This is a genomic window from Hyphomicrobium sp. 802 (assembly GCF_000526135.1).
Taxonomy (GTDB): domain Bacteria; phylum Pseudomonadota; class Alphaproteobacteria; order Rhizobiales; family Hyphomicrobiaceae; genus Hyphomicrobium_B.
This window is the reverse complement of sequence record NZ_JAFM01000001.1, coordinates 1746890-1761031: the sequence shown is the minus strand read 5'-3', so window position 1 is coordinate 1761031 and position 14142 is coordinate 1746890. Positions and strand designations below refer to the sequence as shown.

Annotated in this window: 14 protein-coding genes; 2 read left to right on the top strand and 12 right to left on the bottom strand. The window is 59.7% G+C overall.

Annotated elements, in window-relative coordinates:
• Window positions 1-6 precede the first annotated feature (6 nt).
• The 11 genes from HYP802_RS0108815 to rpoZ all read right to left on the bottom strand — a co-directional run bounded on the left by HYP802_RS0108815 (window position 7) and on the right by rpoZ (window position 11850).
• On the bottom strand, window positions 7-2025 hold the full coding sequence (locus HYP802_RS0108815) for an acetyl/propionyl/methylcrotonyl-CoA carboxylase subunit alpha (RefSeq protein WP_013946821.1): 2019 nt from the start codon (window positions 2023-2025) through the stop codon (window positions 7-9).
• Window positions 2026-2230: 205 nt separating this feature from the next.
• Window positions 2231-3244, bottom strand: coding sequence for a hypothetical protein (locus HYP802_RS0108810; protein ID WP_013946820.1), 1014 nt, complete (start codon window positions 3242-3244; stop codon window positions 2231-2233).
• A 580-nt stretch (window positions 3245-3824) separates the two neighbouring features.
• Window positions 3825-4544, bottom strand: a complete 720-nt coding sequence (gene recO, locus HYP802_RS0108805; RefSeq protein WP_013946818.1) for a DNA repair protein RecO — start codon at window positions 4542-4544, stop codon at window positions 3825-3827.
• Window positions 4545-4565: 21 nt separating this feature from the next.
• Window positions 4566-5492 carry a GTPase Era gene (gene era / locus HYP802_RS0108800; RefSeq protein WP_029670879.1) on the bottom strand — a complete coding sequence of 309 codons (927 nt, stop codon included), beginning with the start codon at window positions 5490-5492 and terminating at the stop codon, window positions 4566-4568.
• Window positions 5485-6192, bottom strand: a complete 708-nt coding sequence (rnc, locus tag HYP802_RS0108795) for a ribonuclease III (protein ID WP_013946816.1) — start codon at window positions 6190-6192, stop codon at window positions 5485-5487. The genes era and rnc overlap by 8 nt, the downstream gene beginning before the upstream one ends.
• A 21-nt stretch (window positions 6193-6213) precedes the next feature.
• Window positions 6214-6972 (bottom strand): signal peptidase I, encoded by a 759-nt coding sequence (gene lepB, locus HYP802_RS0108790; RefSeq protein ID WP_024275578.1) that lies wholly within the window; start codon window positions 6970-6972, stop codon window positions 6214-6216.
• A gap of 196 nt (window positions 6973-7168) precedes the next feature.
• The gene (gene acpS, locus HYP802_RS0108785; RefSeq protein ID WP_024275577.1) at window positions 7169-7585 is read right to left on the bottom strand and encodes a holo-ACP synthase; all 417 of its coding nucleotides are present in this window, start codon (window positions 7583-7585) and stop codon (window positions 7169-7171) included.
• Window positions 7582-8364: a pyridoxine 5'-phosphate synthase gene (locus HYP802_RS0108780; RefSeq protein WP_024275576.1), complete on the bottom strand. Its 783-nt coding sequence runs from the start codon at window positions 8362-8364 to the stop codon at window positions 7582-7584. Before HYP802_RS0108780 ends, acpS begins: the two co-directional genes overlap by 4 nt.
• A 103-nt stretch (window positions 8365-8467) precedes the next feature.
• The gene (locus HYP802_RS0108775) at window positions 8468-9019 is read right to left on the bottom strand and encodes a DUF2062 domain-containing protein (RefSeq protein ID WP_013946812.1); all 552 of its coding nucleotides are present in this window, start codon (window positions 9017-9019) and stop codon (window positions 8468-8470) included.
• A 52-nt stretch (window positions 9020-9071) separates the two neighbouring features.
• Window positions 9072-11294: a bifunctional (p)ppGpp synthetase/guanosine-3',5'-bis(diphosphate) 3'-pyrophosphohydrolase gene (locus HYP802_RS0108770; protein ID WP_024275575.1), complete on the bottom strand. Its 2223-nt coding sequence runs from the start codon at window positions 11292-11294 to the stop codon at window positions 9072-9074.
• A gap of 103 nt (window positions 11295-11397) precedes the next feature.
• On the bottom strand, window positions 11398-11850 hold the full coding sequence (rpoZ, locus tag HYP802_RS0108765; protein WP_013946810.1) for a DNA-directed RNA polymerase subunit omega: 453 nt from the start codon (window positions 11848-11850) through the stop codon (window positions 11398-11400).
• A gap of 401 nt (window positions 11851-12251) precedes the next feature.
• On the opposite strand from rpoZ, the gene HYP802_RS0108760 reads away from it, so the two are divergent.
• Both HYP802_RS0108760 and HYP802_RS0108755 read left to right on the top strand, forming a co-directional pair.
• Window positions 12252-12911, top strand: coding sequence for an NYN domain-containing protein (locus tag HYP802_RS0108760; RefSeq protein WP_013946808.1), 660 nt, complete (start codon window positions 12252-12254; stop codon window positions 12909-12911).
• Window positions 12912-12940: 29 nt separating this feature from the next.
• Entirely contained in the window at window positions 12941-13600 is a 660-nt protein-coding gene (locus HYP802_RS0108755) for a uracil-DNA glycosylase (RefSeq protein WP_024275574.1), read from the top strand.
• Here HYP802_RS0108755 and HYP802_RS0108750 read toward each other — a convergent pair.
• Entirely contained in the window at window positions 13581-14132 is a 552-nt protein-coding gene (locus tag HYP802_RS0108750) for a peroxiredoxin (protein ID WP_024275573.1), read from the bottom strand. The genes HYP802_RS0108755 and HYP802_RS0108750 overlap by 20 nt on opposite strands.
• Window positions 14133-14142: the final 10 nt, after the last annotated feature.

Genomic DNA, 14142 nt, shown 5'->3' with positions numbered 1-14142 from the left:
TTGATCTTAAGCGAACTCGATGATCACTGCGTCGACGGCGAGGCTATCGCCGGGCTTGGCCGCGATCTTCTTGACCTTGCCGTCACGCTCGGCTCGCAAGATGTTTTCCATCTTCATGGCTTCGACGACCGCCAAGTTATCTCCGGCTTTGACGTCCTGCCCCTCGGTCACGTTCACTGCCTTGACCAGCCCCGGCATCGGGCACAGTAGGAACTTCGACATGTCGGCCGGAACCTTCACAGGCATCAGCGCGGCAAGCTCGGCCTCCCGCTGCGTGTAAACATACGTCGGGGCCTGAATACCGCGATACGACAGCGTCAAGCCATTCGGAATTGGACGGACCTGGACGGCGACGTCGGCTCCATCGACCGTTCCGATCCAAACCGGCTCGCCCGGCCACCATTCCGATGTGATCTCCATCGTCTTCGAGGGGTGTCCGTCCTTGCCTAGGATCGACACGTAATAGGGTCCGGGAATGACGCCCAGCGCCTCCAGTTCCACCGTTGCCGAGCCGATTTTGACGATTCGCCGCTTGGCAAAGCTCACGGCCTGCCCCGACATCTGATGGGTGATGTCACGACGGCGCGCATTGCTGAGATGGTCGATGGCGCCGGCCACGGCGGCCAACGTGATGAGATCCTTCCCCTCGGGTTCGCGTGGGACGAAACCTTCGGGGAACTCTTCCTTGATGAACCCGGTCGAAAGGTTGCCTTCCCGCCAGCGCGGATGCTGCATCACGGCCGAAACGAACGGCACGTTGTGCTGAATGCCGTCGATATAGAATGCGTCGAGCGCCGTCGACTGCGCGTCGATGGCTTCGAGCCGAGACGGCGCATGAGTGACGAGCTTGGCGATCATCGGATCGTAATACATCGAGATCTCGCCGCCTTCGAAGACGCCGGTATCGTTGCGCACCGTCACGCCGTCCTTCGTGCCTTCCTCTGGCGGGCGATACTTAACGAGGCGGCCGATCGACGGCAGGAAGTTCCGGTACGGATCTTCGGCATAGACGCGGCTTTCAACCGACCATCCCGTCAGCTTGATGTCCGACTGCTTGAACGGCAGCTTCTCGCCCGCCGCAACGCGGATCATCTGTTCGACAAGGTCGATGCCGGTCACGAGTTCCGTCACCGGATGCTCGACCTGCAGACGCGTGTTCATTTCGAGGAAGTAGAACGAGCGGTCCTGTCCGGCAACGAATTCCACCGTGCCGGCGCTGTCGTAACCAACCGCCTTGGCCAACGCGACCGACTGCTCACCCATCGCCTTGCGGGTCTTCTCATCGAGCAGCGGCGACGGCGCTTCTTCCAGAACCTTCTGGTTGCGCCGCTGAATAGAGCATTCGCGCTCGCCGAGATAGACGACGTTGCCATGCTTGTCGCCCAGCACCTGGATTTCGATGTGACGCGGATTTTCGATGAACTTTTCGACGAAGCAGCGGTCGTCGCCGAACGACGACTTGGCTTCCGAGCGGGCAAGCTCGAAACCCTCAGCCGCTTCCCGGGCGTTGTAGGCGATGCGCATACCCTTGCCGCCGCCACCGGCAGAGGCCTTGATCATGACGGGATAGCCGATCTCGTCGGCGATCTTGACGGCATGCTTGGCGTCGCTGATTTCGCCCATGTAGCCCGGAACGGTCGAAACCTTCGCGGCAGCAGCCGCCTTCTTGCTCTCGATCTTATCGCCCATGGCGGCAATCGCCTTGGGATTGGGGCCAATGAAGACGATGCCGTTCTTCTGGAGCGCCAGCGGGAACGCCTCGCGCTCGGACAGGAAGCCATACCCCGGATGGACCGCCTCGGCGCCCGTCGCCTTGCAGGCCTCGATGATCTTATCCATGACCAGATAGGACTCGGCCGCCGGCGCTGCGCCGATATAGACCGCCTCGTCCGCCATCTCGACGTGGAGCGCATCCCGGTCGGCATCGGAATAGACGGCAACGGTCTTGATGCCCATCTTGCGAGCCGTCTTGATCACGCGGCACGCGATTTCACCGCGGTTGGCAATCAGAATTTTCTTGAACATCAGCGCTTCCCGGTCCTTCCCGTGAATATTTTGGCTGCCTCAGCTTGTCGCAAGACAACACGCCGTTCTAGAGCGTGTGCAACGCCGCGTAAACACGCCGTTGGCACCCCGAATGCCAGGACCTGTGCGATCCGCTGCCGCATAGCAAAACCGCCGGCGAGAGGGCTCACCGGCGGTCTCGAAGTAACTATAGCGGATCGGGCTGTTAGGCGGCCTCCCCCAGCCGGCAGACGGCTTCGGTAAAGGTCGGGTGTATCCGCGGACTTTCGTGATTAAGGTAGGAGACGAGCGCCCGCTCGCTCGGCGTCAGGCGACCGTCGCGGCCGAGGCGTCCCACGAGCCACGACGGATCGGCTTCTGCGATCTTCTCGTTGGTAATGATTTCAATGCGCTGATGCTCCAGCCGCGCAAGCGCCCGCTCTTCCACGCTCTGGTCGTGATAGGAATCCTGCATCGACGACAGATTCGCGTGCACCATCGACAGCAGCGAGAACAGAATAGACGTCTGCTCGTCGTCATCTTCGTCGAGCTTCGCCTCCTGCCGCAGCGCCTCCTCACGCGATGGGACCGCGTAGCCGGACGCCGACATCATCACATTGGCGATGGCTTTGACGAAAAGGTCCGTCCAGACCGCATTCGGCGGCGAACCCGCGACCGCTTCGTCGATATCGAACAGAACGTCAGCCTCGGAGCGCGTCACAGCCACATGCCCGTCGCCGCCAAAGGCGTAAAGAATGCGGCGAAGGAGATCGACTTCGCTCTCGCTGATCTTGCCCGCAACCAGCGACTTGCCTCGACGCAGCGGGCCGCCACCGGTCAGCACCGCGTGCTTGACCTGTTCGAGTGCAAACCTGGAAAGGCTTGCAGGCGCCCAGCGGGCTTTTTCGAGCACGCTCAGAACAAGATCGAGTTCCGTCTTGGACCGGATCTTGCCGTCACGCGAAACCCTGCTTATCAGCCAATTCGCGTTGGCGGCCGTCAGATACCCGCGCGGCTGTTCCTGAATGATGAGGTAATCGGCGATGGCCTCGACGAAAAAATCCGGCCAATCGGCATGCTGCACCGAGCATCCCTGCTGCAGCGAAAACAACAGATTTGCTTCATCCGACGAGACGACGCCGTCCTCATAGAAGACGCGCTTCAAAAGGAGAATGTCGTCAAACTCGATCGTTTGCCGCTCCAGAATGTCGTCAATCGGCAGCGACCTTAACCCACCCATCGAAAGCCCCCACGCCACGACCTATGCTCATGAAGCGTAAGCAACGATGTTTAATCGCGTCTTAAGCGGCGTCGGAAAATGGAAGGAAAATGCCTGCGATTTCTGCGGCGTGGGCTCCGCGCGCCGCATCAGGCTGTCATAAAACTATCGGGACCGCAGTTCGCACCGCGGTCCCGTTAATTCCCACCGTACTCCCGCATGCACAGTGAGAAAGACAATAACGCTTTTAATAGTTGTCTACGCATCAGCATGAACGGTTGCTGAAGAAAAGCGTTTTTCTGTCCTTGAACGGCAGCAAGTCCGAAACTTTCCGGATCCTGATGCAAGAGAGCCCGTTCGGAGGGGGGATCCGAACGGGCGGTCGCTAGCCGGGCGGGCGGTGTGGGTCGCACGCGAGGCCAGTTGCAGGGCACCCCGGGCTGACCAATGGAGAAAGAAGCCCGACGGTGCGCTCATGGCTGGAGGCCAAAACGAAAGCTCTTCCGTTTGCCCGCAGTCGATAAGAAGAACGACTACGCTGCAGACATTCCGTCGCCCTCACCGCGTAAATCCGCATTAAAAAACCGAAGGATTTCGAATTCTAGGCCGCGAGCTGCGCCACAAGCCGCATGCGCGACGCTGGTAATGTCTGTCCCTTCGGCAGCAACAGATGCTTTTCGATGAAATGCCCAGTCAGCGCAAAACCGAGATGGACGTCTTGCGCCGTTACCGGGCTCGATCGCTGCTTCGTTAAAAATTGCGGCAGCGCCAGCAGCTTGTCGCGATAAGGTTCACCCGCCGACGCCGAAACGGCGCGGCCCGATTTCGGCGACACGTAAATCAGCTGATCGTTCGCGCCCGTCGCCGCGCACTGGCTAAGATCCAAACCGAAACCGAGTTCATCGAGCAGCGCCAGCTCCCACCTGACGAGCAGAGCCGGCCATACGGTGGGATCGTTCAGGAAGCCAAGAACGAACAGCGTGATCTCATAGAGATTGGGATGCGGATCGCGCTCGGGCAGCAGCGCTGTCAGCGTCGTGATGGATGACAGCGCCATCAGCGCTTGGCTGTCGTCCATCGTCTCCGCCGCAAAGGCGCGTCGCATCTCGACGCTCATCGAGCCGAGCTGATCGGCAAGCCGCGCCTTCCAAACGGCATCGACGTGATTGCCAGGTTGAAGAATGGGACGCAGCCGCCGCGAACGGCCGCCATGGACCAGTCCCATATGCCGTCCGTGGGCACGCGTCCAAAGATCGACGACCGCCGCCGTTTCGCCATGCGGCCTTACCGATAGAACGATGCCTTCATCCGTCCACTGCATGCGGGCTTCATAGCAGGCTGCTCAGGATTTGGGAAAAGGCAGGCCCATTTCCCGGTAGCGCTCCGGATCGCTTTCCCAGTTCTCGCGCACCTTGACGAACAGGAACAAATGAATGCGATGCCCAGCCATTTCCTCGATTCCGTGCCGCGCTGCGCTCGAAATCTTCTTGATCGTCTCGCCGCCTTTGCCGAGCACGATCTTTTTCTGCCCATCGCGCTCGACGTAGATCGTCTGCTCGACGCGCGCAGAACCGTCCTTCAGCGTCTTCCAATCCGTCGTTTCAACGGTCGTCGTGTAGGGAAGTTCCTGGTGCAGGAAGCGGTAGATACTCTCGCGCGTCATCTCGGCGGCCTGCGTCCGCATCGGCACGTCGGTGACATCGTCTTCCGAGTAATGCCACGGTCCCTCCGGCACGACGCCCGCGAGATAGGTCAGCAGATCCTTGACGCCCTTTCCTTCGAGCGCGGAAATCATAAAGATCCGATCCGGCGACAAACGCTCATCGAGCGTTTTTGCAAGCTCAAGCAGTTTCGGCTTGTCCTCGACCCGGTCGATCTTGTTCAACACGACGATCTTGGGCATCCGCACGGACTTGAGCCGCTCGACGATGCCTTCGACATCCTCTCCGAGACTCGCCGCGGCGTCGAGCACCAGAAGCACCGCGTCGGCGTCTTCGAGACCGCCCCACGCTGCGTCGACCATGGCACGGTCGAGCCGCCGCTTCGGGTTGAAGATACCCGCCGTATCGATGAAGACGATCTGGCTGTCGCCTTCCATCGCGATGCCACGGATCGGGGCGCGCGTGGTTTGCACCTTGTGTGAGACGATAGCGACCTTCGCCCCCACCAATGCGTTGACGAGGGTTGATTTGCCCGCGTTCGTCGGACCGATGACGGCAACAAAGCCGCACCGCCGACCGGCCTCTGTCGATACGTTGTTCTCAGACATCTCCGACACGCGCTCCCACGCCTTCGCGCGTCAGAAGCGCGCTGGCAGCGGCCTGCTCCGCAATTCGCTTAGACGCGCCCTCACCCTGCGCCGGAGCGCGCCCTGCAATCAAGACCTCAGCTGTAAAACGTGGCGCGTGATCCGGACCGTTGCGCGCCACTACAGTGTAACGCGGCAGCGCAAGCCCCTGCCCCTGCGCCCATTCCTGCAGCGCAGATTTGGCATCGACCGTCACTTCCGGCACCGGCTCAGATTGATCCTGCCAGAGCTTGGTGACGACGGCACGCGCCTTGTCGAAACCACCGTCAATAAAGACTGCGCCGAGCAGCGCCTCCGCCGCATCGGCCAAAATCGTTGTCTTGTTGCGGCCGCCGCTATCGGCCTCGCTCTCAGACAGAATAAGATGAACGCCGAGATCGATGTTGCGCGCGACCTTGGCGCAAGCCTCGCCGCGAACGAGCCGGTTATAGCGACGGGCAAGCTCGCCTTCGTTCGCTTCCGGATATTGCTTGTTCAGGGCTTCCGCGATGGCGAGACCGAGAACCCGGTCACCGATGAATTCCAGGCGCTCGTTATCGGAGCGGGCGACCTTGCCGCCACGCACGCTGGCATGTGTAAGTGCGCGCTCAAGAAGGCCGGGGTCCTTAAATTTATACCCCAGCTTTGTTTCCAGTTCTTTGAACTTGCGTGGTCTCAACATGGCGCAAATGCCGCTTCGCGGTCACCGCACGAGAGTGAAGAACCTGTTCCAACGAATGTCAAACGGCCAGTTCCATGGTGCCCACCAATGCATGGCGTCCGGCCCGTCGACCTTCGCAGAGAAGAAGATGATCTCTGCACGCCCGATGAAATTCTCATAAGGAACGAAGCCCACAGCGCTCCGCACGCGACTGTCCGTGGAGTTGTCGCGATTGTCGCCCATCATAAAATAATGGCCCGGCGGAACTTTGTAGACGCCGGTGTTGTCGTACGGGCCGTCCGGATCGCTATCGAGGACGTTGTACTTCACGCCGTTGGGAAGCGTTTCCTGAAAGACCGGGATTGTCCGTTCGCGGCCATCTTCCCAAGTCGTGAAAGATCCTGCAGGCTCCTTGGGCACACCCTGCCCGTTGATGAAGACCTGCCCGTTCTGCATCTGGATTTCGTCGCCCGGCAGACCGATCACGCGTTTAATGTAGTCGGTCGAGTTATCACGCGGCAGCTTGAATACGGCGACGTCGCCGCGCTTCGGCTCAGCGCCCCAAATGCGACCTGAAAAAAGGTTCGGGCTGAAGGGGAACGAGAAGCGGCTGTATCCGTACGAAAGCTTCGAGACGAACAGATAGTCGCCGATCAGAAGCGTCTCTTTCATCGAGCCGGACGGGATGTTGAAGGGCTGATAAAAGAAAATCCGCACGAACATCGCAATAGCGAGTGCTTCGACGACGATGATGAGGGTTTCCGACCAGCTCGATCTCGACGTCTTCGTACCAACGCTCATTCAAAGGGCTCCCTTTGCGCCGCCGAGCGGCATTGGCCGGGGCTCGCTTCGTTTTAGCGGACCGCTATAGCGAGTTTGGTCTAACGCCGCAATGACGGGCGCTAATCTGACTAAAAGGTAAGGAAAACAGCGACTCGATGTCGTTTGGCATCAGCAAAATCGCCGTTGGAGAACCAATCTGCCGCAACCCCAAAGCTCAGCCTGGAGGATCGATACCTTCTGGCACAGCCGAAATGATGACGATCGCCTCCGCCATCGGATACTCGTCGGTGAGCGTAACGTCGATCCGGGCCTTGAAACCGGCCGGAATGAGATGGGCCAGACGGCGCGCCGCTCCGCCCGTCAGCGCCAGCGTCGGCCGCCCCGACGGAGCATTCACGACGCCGATATCTTTAAGGTAGACCCCGGCGCGAAACCCTGTGCCGAGCGCCTTGCTGGCCGCTTCCTTGGCCGCAAAGCGTTTGGCGAACGTACGCGCAGCATGTGCCCGCGAAAACGCTTTGCGACGCTCTTCCGCCGTGAATACCCGCTCAATGAAACGGTCGCCGAAACGCGCGAGCGTCTTCTCGACCCGACGAATGTCACAAAGATCGTTGCCGATGCCGATAATCATTTCGCGCGCCGTGCTTGGGGCGCTGTTGTCATCGCCTCTCGTGCCTCGTCCATCAGCACGCGCATTCGCCGGACTGCCATCGACAGGCCGCCAAAGATGGCCTCCCCGATCAGGAAGTGACCGATATTGAGTTCGACGATCTCAGGCAGAGCCGCAATCGGCTTGACGGTGTTGTAGGTCAGTCCGTGTCCGGCATGAACTTCAAGACCGGCTGCAGAAGCTGCAGCAGCGGCTTTCCGGTGACGCTCCAATTCGCGCGCCATACCCGTCGCATCGTGATCGAGCGCCAGATGGCAATACCGGCCGGTATGCAGCTCAACGATATCGGCACCGACGCTCGCCGCGGACTCGATCGTCTTCAAGTCGGGCTCAATGAACAGGGAGACCCGGATACCTGCATCCTTGAGCTTGGCGATAAACGGCTTCAGCGTCTTCGCCGCGCCGACGACATCCAATCCACCCTCGGTCGTGCGCTCTTCGCGCCGCTCGGGCACGAGACAGCACGCGTTCGGCACGTGCCGCAACGCGATCTGCTGCATTTCTTTCGTCGCGGCCATTTCGAGATTGAGCGGTCGCGTCAGCTCGTTCTTGAGCCGCGTGATATCGGAATCGGAGATATGGCGGCGATCTTCCCGCAAATGCGCAGTGATACCGTCGGCACCACCTTCGATCGCCAGATGAGCGGCGCGCAAAGGATCGGGATGAATGCCGCCACGTGCATTCCTGAGCGTCGCGACGTGATCGATATTGACGCCGAGGCGCAGGGCGCGAACCGGCATCATGGCCGTGTTGTTGTCAGAGGCTTTGCGTATCGTTGCCACGGGCTGTGCCACCGATTGTTGGGAAATTGGCCTAAGGACCGAAAGAAGAGCTGCGATCCACCTAACTGACGCTGCGATGACGCTGAAAAACGCGGACCGCGCGACGCGTAGGGTAATAGCTGAAAATAGCTGCGATCAAGCCGACGAGAAGTCCCCCGACTACCATCGGCTCTGCAATCGGCAAGAGATTATCGATGGCGGCGTCAAACGTCTGCAGCGAAGGCGTCATCAAGGTGGCGCCGAGCACGTTGGCCGTTTCACCCAGATGGTTGGCGGCATAGGTCGGATCTTGTCCGAGAAGCAGAGCTCCGGAGACGTACGAGGCGCTCCAGATTGCCGGCCAGCTTAGCGGGTTGCCGACGAACGTCCCAAGGAGGGCCGCCGGCATGCTGACGCGCAGCACCAACGCCAGAGCGCAGGCAAGAATCGTCTGGACACCAAGGAACGGCGTGCATGCTGTGAATACGCCGATGGCAAATCCCAGCGCCACCTCATGGGGCGTTGCGCGCAGTCGAAGCACCTGCCGCCAGAAATAGCGCAGACGCGACCACAGCCGCGTGGAATTCCACCACGACGTTGCGCGGTCCACCAATGCCAGTTGCTTTGCGTTCAAACGATTATGTTCCTAGGCGCCATTATGCGACCCATTCCGTGCGCACATTAGCTTACTCGAAAAGCCGTTCCACCTTTGCGACGGATGACTTCGCTCTGAGCCCGGCAACGATGTGGTTTAAATGCACCAAATCAAAAACCTCAAGCTCGATGTGCATCACCGTAAAGTCTGCCGCGCGGCGAGCCATTTTGATATTGTCGATATTGCCGCCCGTCTCGCCGATCACCTTGGCAATCTCGGCAAGCGACCCGGGAGCATTAACCGCTGTAACGCTGATTCGCGCGGGAAAACGTTGCGGCCGATCAGGATCGACGTCCCATGTGACATCAATCCAGTGCTCTTCCTCGTATTCCTTAAGACGAGGCGAATGGATCTGAAAAACACGAATCCCCTCGCCTGGCGCCATCACACCGACAATCCGGTCACCGGGCACCGCGCCGCCCGGTTCGAACGCGACCGGCAGCTCCTGGCTCGGCCCACCGATCGAAATCGCTGTCATGCTGTCGATTTCTGATGTCCGGAACTTGAGGCTGTTTACCTTGTCGATATTGAACCAGCCGTCCTGCTCACGGGCGCGTCCAAACCGCCGCGTCGGTTTATAGCCATCGCCCAAGGTCTGCCCTTGCGGGAGCACGGCCGAAAGAACATCGGGCAATTGCACATCATTGCGCCCGACGGCAGCAAGCAGTTCGTCTGCGGTCTTGAAGCCGATTTTCGGAGCGGCCGCCCTGACTTTCTCATCCGAATAATCGACCTCGACACCGGCCAGCGTCGATTGCACGAGCTGCCGCCCGAGTTCGACGAAACGCTTGCGCTCCGCTTCACGCGCCGCTCGCCTTATCGCAGCCCGCGCCCGTCCGGTGACGGCAAACGCTTCCCACGCCGCAGGGCGAACATGCCCCTTCTGAGTTTCGATCACGACTTCGTCGCCGTTGCGCAGGTGCGTATCAATCGGCACATGCCGCCCGTTGATATAAGCGGCGACCGCTTCATTACCGATATCCGTGTGAACGGCATAAGCGAAGTCGAGCGGCGTCGCCCCGCGCGGCAGAGCAATGAGACGTCCCTTCGGCGTGAAGCAGAAGACCTGATCGTGAAACAACTCGAGCTTGGTATGCTCAAGAAACTCTTCCGGATTTGCCGCTTCGAGAAGCGATGTAATCATCGTCCGCAGCCGTCCATACGGGCTATCGTCGACTTCTTCGCCCTCACCGACGGCATGCCCATTCATGTGGTCGCTCTGCTGAGCCTTGTAGAGCGCATGAGCCGCAATGCCGTATTCGGCGATATGCTGCATCTCACGCGTCCGGATCTGCAGTTCCACGCGCTGGTGCCGCGGTCCGTAAACCGTGGTGTGAATGGACTGATAGTTGTTTCGCTTCGGAGCTGAAATGTAGTCCTTGAAACGTCCAGGCACTGTGCTCCAAGTCGTATGCACGATGCCAAGCACGCGGTAGCAATCCTCGATCGTGTCGACCATCACGCGGAATGCGTAGATGTCGGAAAGCTGTTCGAGGCTGATCTGTTTGTGCTCCATCTTGCTCCAGATGGAATACGGCTTCTTCTCGCGTCCGAACGTCTCCGCCTTGATCCCGGCATCCGCGCATTTACGTGCAATGGCCTGCCGGATTTCCTCGACAAGCCCCTCGTTGCGCTCGCGCATATCTGCGAGCCGCTCGGTCAGCGCTTCATAGGCTTCCGGATGCAGCCAGCGAAAAGCATGATCTTCAAGCTCTTCACGAAGCGCCTGCATGCCCATCATGCCGGCGAGAGGCGCGTAGATATCGAGCGTTTCTTCCGAGTTCCGCTTGCGGCTCTCGGGCTTCATGTGCTCCAGCGTCCGCATGTTGTGCAAGCGGTCGGCGAGCTTGACCAGCAGCACCCGGATGTCGCTGGAAATGGCGATCAGAAGCTTGCGGAAGTTTTCCGCCTGCTCGGCTTTCTTGGAAACGAGATCGAGCCGCTTGATCTTCGTCAGCCCGTCGACGAGACCGCCGATCTCCGGCCCGAACATCTGGTCGATCTCGGAGCGTGTCGCGTCCGTATCCTCGATCACGTCATGCAGCAGAGCCGTCGCGATCGTCGCGTCGTCGAGCTTGAGATCAGTGAGAATGGCCGCGACTTCCAGCGGATGCGAGAAATACGGCGCACCCGACGCACGTTTCTGGTTGCCGTGCGCCTTCATCGCATAAACGTAGGCGCGATTGAGCAGAGCCTCGTCTGCACTAGGATCGTATTTGAGAACCCGCTCGACGAGTTCGTATTGCCGCATCATGACCCGCCGCACTCCTTCTGGGCGCAAGCGTAACCGAAGATGCAGGACGGATTAAAGTCGAACGACGCGAGCCTGTTGTCGCGAGCAGGCTTTCCTGGCCGGCTCAGCGGCCGCGGTCGCGCGGATCGCGATCCCGCTCGCGCGGACCCGAGCCCGATCCGATGTTGGCCGACGGCTCAAGCGGCGTCATGCTTTCCAGGCCGCGCAAAAGCTGCTCTTCCGTCATGACGTCGACTTGCGTGTCGGACGAAAGGTCATCGCGGCCGAGCATCGGTGCGCGACGCTCCGGCGGCAGCAACGGTGCTGCAACCGCTTCCGGCTCATCGACCTCAGTATTCTTCTGGATGGAAGAGATCAGCGTCTCGCGCATGTCGTCGGGAGAAAGCGTGCGCTCTGCAATCTCGCGCAGGGCGATGACCGGATTCTTGTCGTCATCAGGCGCAATCGTAATCGCACTTCCGTTCGTGATCGCGCGAGCCCTGTGAGCGGCGAGAAGCACCAGCTCAAACCGGTTAGGAATTTTGTCGACGCAATCTTCGACGGTGACGCGAGCCATGGGGCAAACCTTCCCTTGGTGAAATTCAGCCGCACTCTTTTGGGCGTATTGGGCGCAAACAGCCGTTCGAGACAGCCTTTCGGCGCCGCGCTGATGCCTCTGTGCCACGTCGAAAAGAATTAATCAAGCGCTGAGAAGGAAAAACCGCGGCCGAACGTTCTATAGGCACATCGAAGGAAATATACGCTCTTAGTAGACTATTTGTCACAATTGTTGACTGCGGCGCACTTCTGTTAGTCCTAGCAATGATAGTATTCTACGCCGTAGAAACTTGTGGACTTCGAGCCTTCGGTCAAGTCCCGATGCTCCACAGTCAAGTCCCTGTAGCCTATAGCGAAGTAGAAAATCCCAACGTTATTTTTTAACATTGTTTAGTTGGGAATTTTACTCAGGAACCACCAATGCATTTCTACCCCACGGAACGTATCGCTCTTTTCATCGATGGCGCAAACCTTTATGCCACCGCTAAGTCGCTGGGGTTTGACATCGACTACAAGCGTTTGCTTGGGTTTTTCCGGCAAAAAGGGCACCTCGTCCGCGCACTTTATTATACGGCCCTGGCAGAGGAACAGGAATATTCCTCCATTCGTCCTCTCATCGACTGGCTCGATTATAACGGCTTCTCAATGGTGACGAAGCCGACCAAGGAATTCACCGACGCGACCGGCCGCCGCAAGGTCAAAGGCAACATGGACATCGAGCTGGCCGTCGACGCAATGCGTCTAGCCGATAACCTCGATCACATCGTCATTTTCTCAGGCGACGGTGATTTCCGCAGTCTCGTTGCCGCTCTTCAGCAGAAGGGCAAGCGCGTCAGCGTCGTGTCAACGCTGCAGACTCAGCCGCCGATGGTCGCCGACGAATTGCGCCGTCAGGCCGATCAATTTATCGACCTCGCCGATCTCGAAGAACAGGTCGGCCGCTCACAGACCGGTGGCGGCTCCAACGGCGGCCGTACGTCGCGCGAAGGTGGACGTGGCCCGTCTGCACGCGGACAGGTTTCGTCTCCGCGCGACACCAATTACCTGGGCGACGACGACTTGGCTGAAGAGGAAGTCTGAGCGACAGACGATAATTGAGCGAAGGTAAGATGGGCGCGGCCTTAGTCGAAACGGCATTGGGCCCCGAAGCTCCGCCTAAATGCACGCGCTGCCCGCGCCTCGTTGCCTACAGAGCTGAAAACGAGCGCCAGGAGCCGGACTGGTTCAACGGCGCGGTCGCTTCATTTGGAACGCCAAACTGCAGCCTCCTGATCGTCGGCCTGGCGCCGGGTCGCAACGGCGCCAATCGCACTGGACGGCCGTTTACCGGCGATTACGCTGGCGATCTGCTTTATGGCACGCTGATCCGCTATGGCTTCGCGACCGGCGAGTATCACGCTCGCGTCGATGACGGTCTTCGCCTGCGCAACTGCATGATCACCAACGCCGTACGCTGCGTGCCTCCCCAGAACAAGCCTGAGCCGTCAGAAATTGCAAACTGCCGTCCCTACTTTGCAGCACGGCTTGAAAGTCTGCCAAAACTGAAAGTCATCCTCGCCCTAGGCCGGATCGCGCACGATCAGACACTCACTACGCTTGCAAAAAGAAAGGCGCTTTTTCCGTTCGCACACGGCGCCCGTCACGAACTCGCACGGGGTCTCGCCCTTTACGACAGCTTCCACTGCTCACGCTACAATACCAACACCGGCCGGCTGACGACGGAGATGTTTCACGCTGTCTTCGAAGCGATCAGGCACGAACTGCCGTAAGGGACTCCAGTAGCGTCCGCGCATGCCCGGCGGGGTTGGTGACCGGATAGATCACGCGATAAATGATGCCGTCGCGGACGATCATCGTCAGCCGCGAAAGATACGCAACGCCGCCGGTTTCAAAGCGTGGCAGATTGAGCGCATCGGCAAACGCCAGCCTCTCATCGCTCAGCAGCAGATACGGAATACCGGCGCGCGCAGCGAAAGCGTGCTGCGCCTCCGAGGATTGCCCGCTCACGCCGAACACCTCATAACCCGCCAGCTCAAACTCTGCATAAGCGTCACGAAACCCTTCGGCTTCAGGCGTCGAACCGTGCGCGCCGGGAATCGTATCCCAGTCCGGCGGATTGGGAACGCCTGGCGTCCCCGTCATCGGATAGACGAATACAATCGCTCTCTCTTGAAAGCGCGCGAGGTTGACCATCGCACCACGCGTGGCAGGCAGCGCCACATCCGGAAGGCGCGTTCCCGCAATCAGATGTTTCGCTGCGCCATCATCGGTCGGCATGGGCCAGGGCGAATATGCTTCCATAACGCGTTTC

Excerpts from the sequence above, each read along its gene's own strand:
- HYP802_RS0108815 (WP_013946821.1), bottom strand. The coding sequence starts at position 2,025 with ATGTTCAAGAAAATTCTGATTGCCAACCGCGGTGAAATCGCGTGCCGC.
- HYP802_RS0108810 (WP_013946820.1), bottom strand. The coding sequence starts at position 3,244 with ATGGGTGGGTTAAGGTCGCTGCCGATTGACGACATTCTGGAGCGGCAA.
- recO (WP_013946818.1), bottom strand. The coding sequence starts at position 4,544 with ATGCAGTGGACGGATGAAGGCATCGTTCTATCGGTAAGGCCGCATGGC.
- era (WP_029670879.1), bottom strand. The coding sequence starts at position 5,492 with ATGTCTGAGAACAACGTATCGACAGAGGCCGGTCGGCGGTGCGGCTTT.
- rnc (WP_013946816.1), bottom strand. The coding sequence starts at position 6,192 with ATGTTGAGACCACGCAAGTTCAAAGAACTGGAAACAAAGCTGGGGTAT.
- lepB (WP_024275578.1), bottom strand. The coding sequence starts at position 6,972 with ATGAGCGTTGGTACGAAGACGTCGAGATCGAGCTGGTCGGAAACCCTC.
- acpS (WP_024275577.1), bottom strand. The coding sequence starts at position 7,585 with ATGATTATCGGCATCGGCAACGATCTTTGTGACATTCGTCGGGTCGAG.
- HYP802_RS0108780 (WP_024275576.1), bottom strand. The coding sequence starts at position 8,364 with ATGCCGGTTCGCGCCCTGCGCCTCGGCGTCAATATCGATCACGTCGCG.
- HYP802_RS0108770 (WP_024275575.1), bottom strand. The coding sequence starts at position 11,294 with ATGATGCGGCAATACGAACTCGTCGAGCGGGTTCTCAAATACGATCCT.
- rpoZ (WP_013946810.1), bottom strand. The coding sequence starts at position 11,850 with ATGGCTCGCGTCACCGTCGAAGATTGCGTCGACAAAATTCCTAACCGG.
- HYP802_RS0108760 (WP_013946808.1), top strand. The coding sequence starts at position 12,252 with ATGCATTTCTACCCCACGGAACGTATCGCTCTTTTCATCGATGGCGCA.
- HYP802_RS0108755 (WP_024275574.1), top strand. The coding sequence starts at position 12,941 with ATGGGCGCGGCCTTAGTCGAAACGGCATTGGGCCCCGAAGCTCCGCCT.
- HYP802_RS0108750 (WP_024275573.1), bottom strand. The coding sequence starts at position 14,132 with ATGGAAGCATATTCGCCCTGGCCCATGCCGACCGATGATGGCGCAGCG.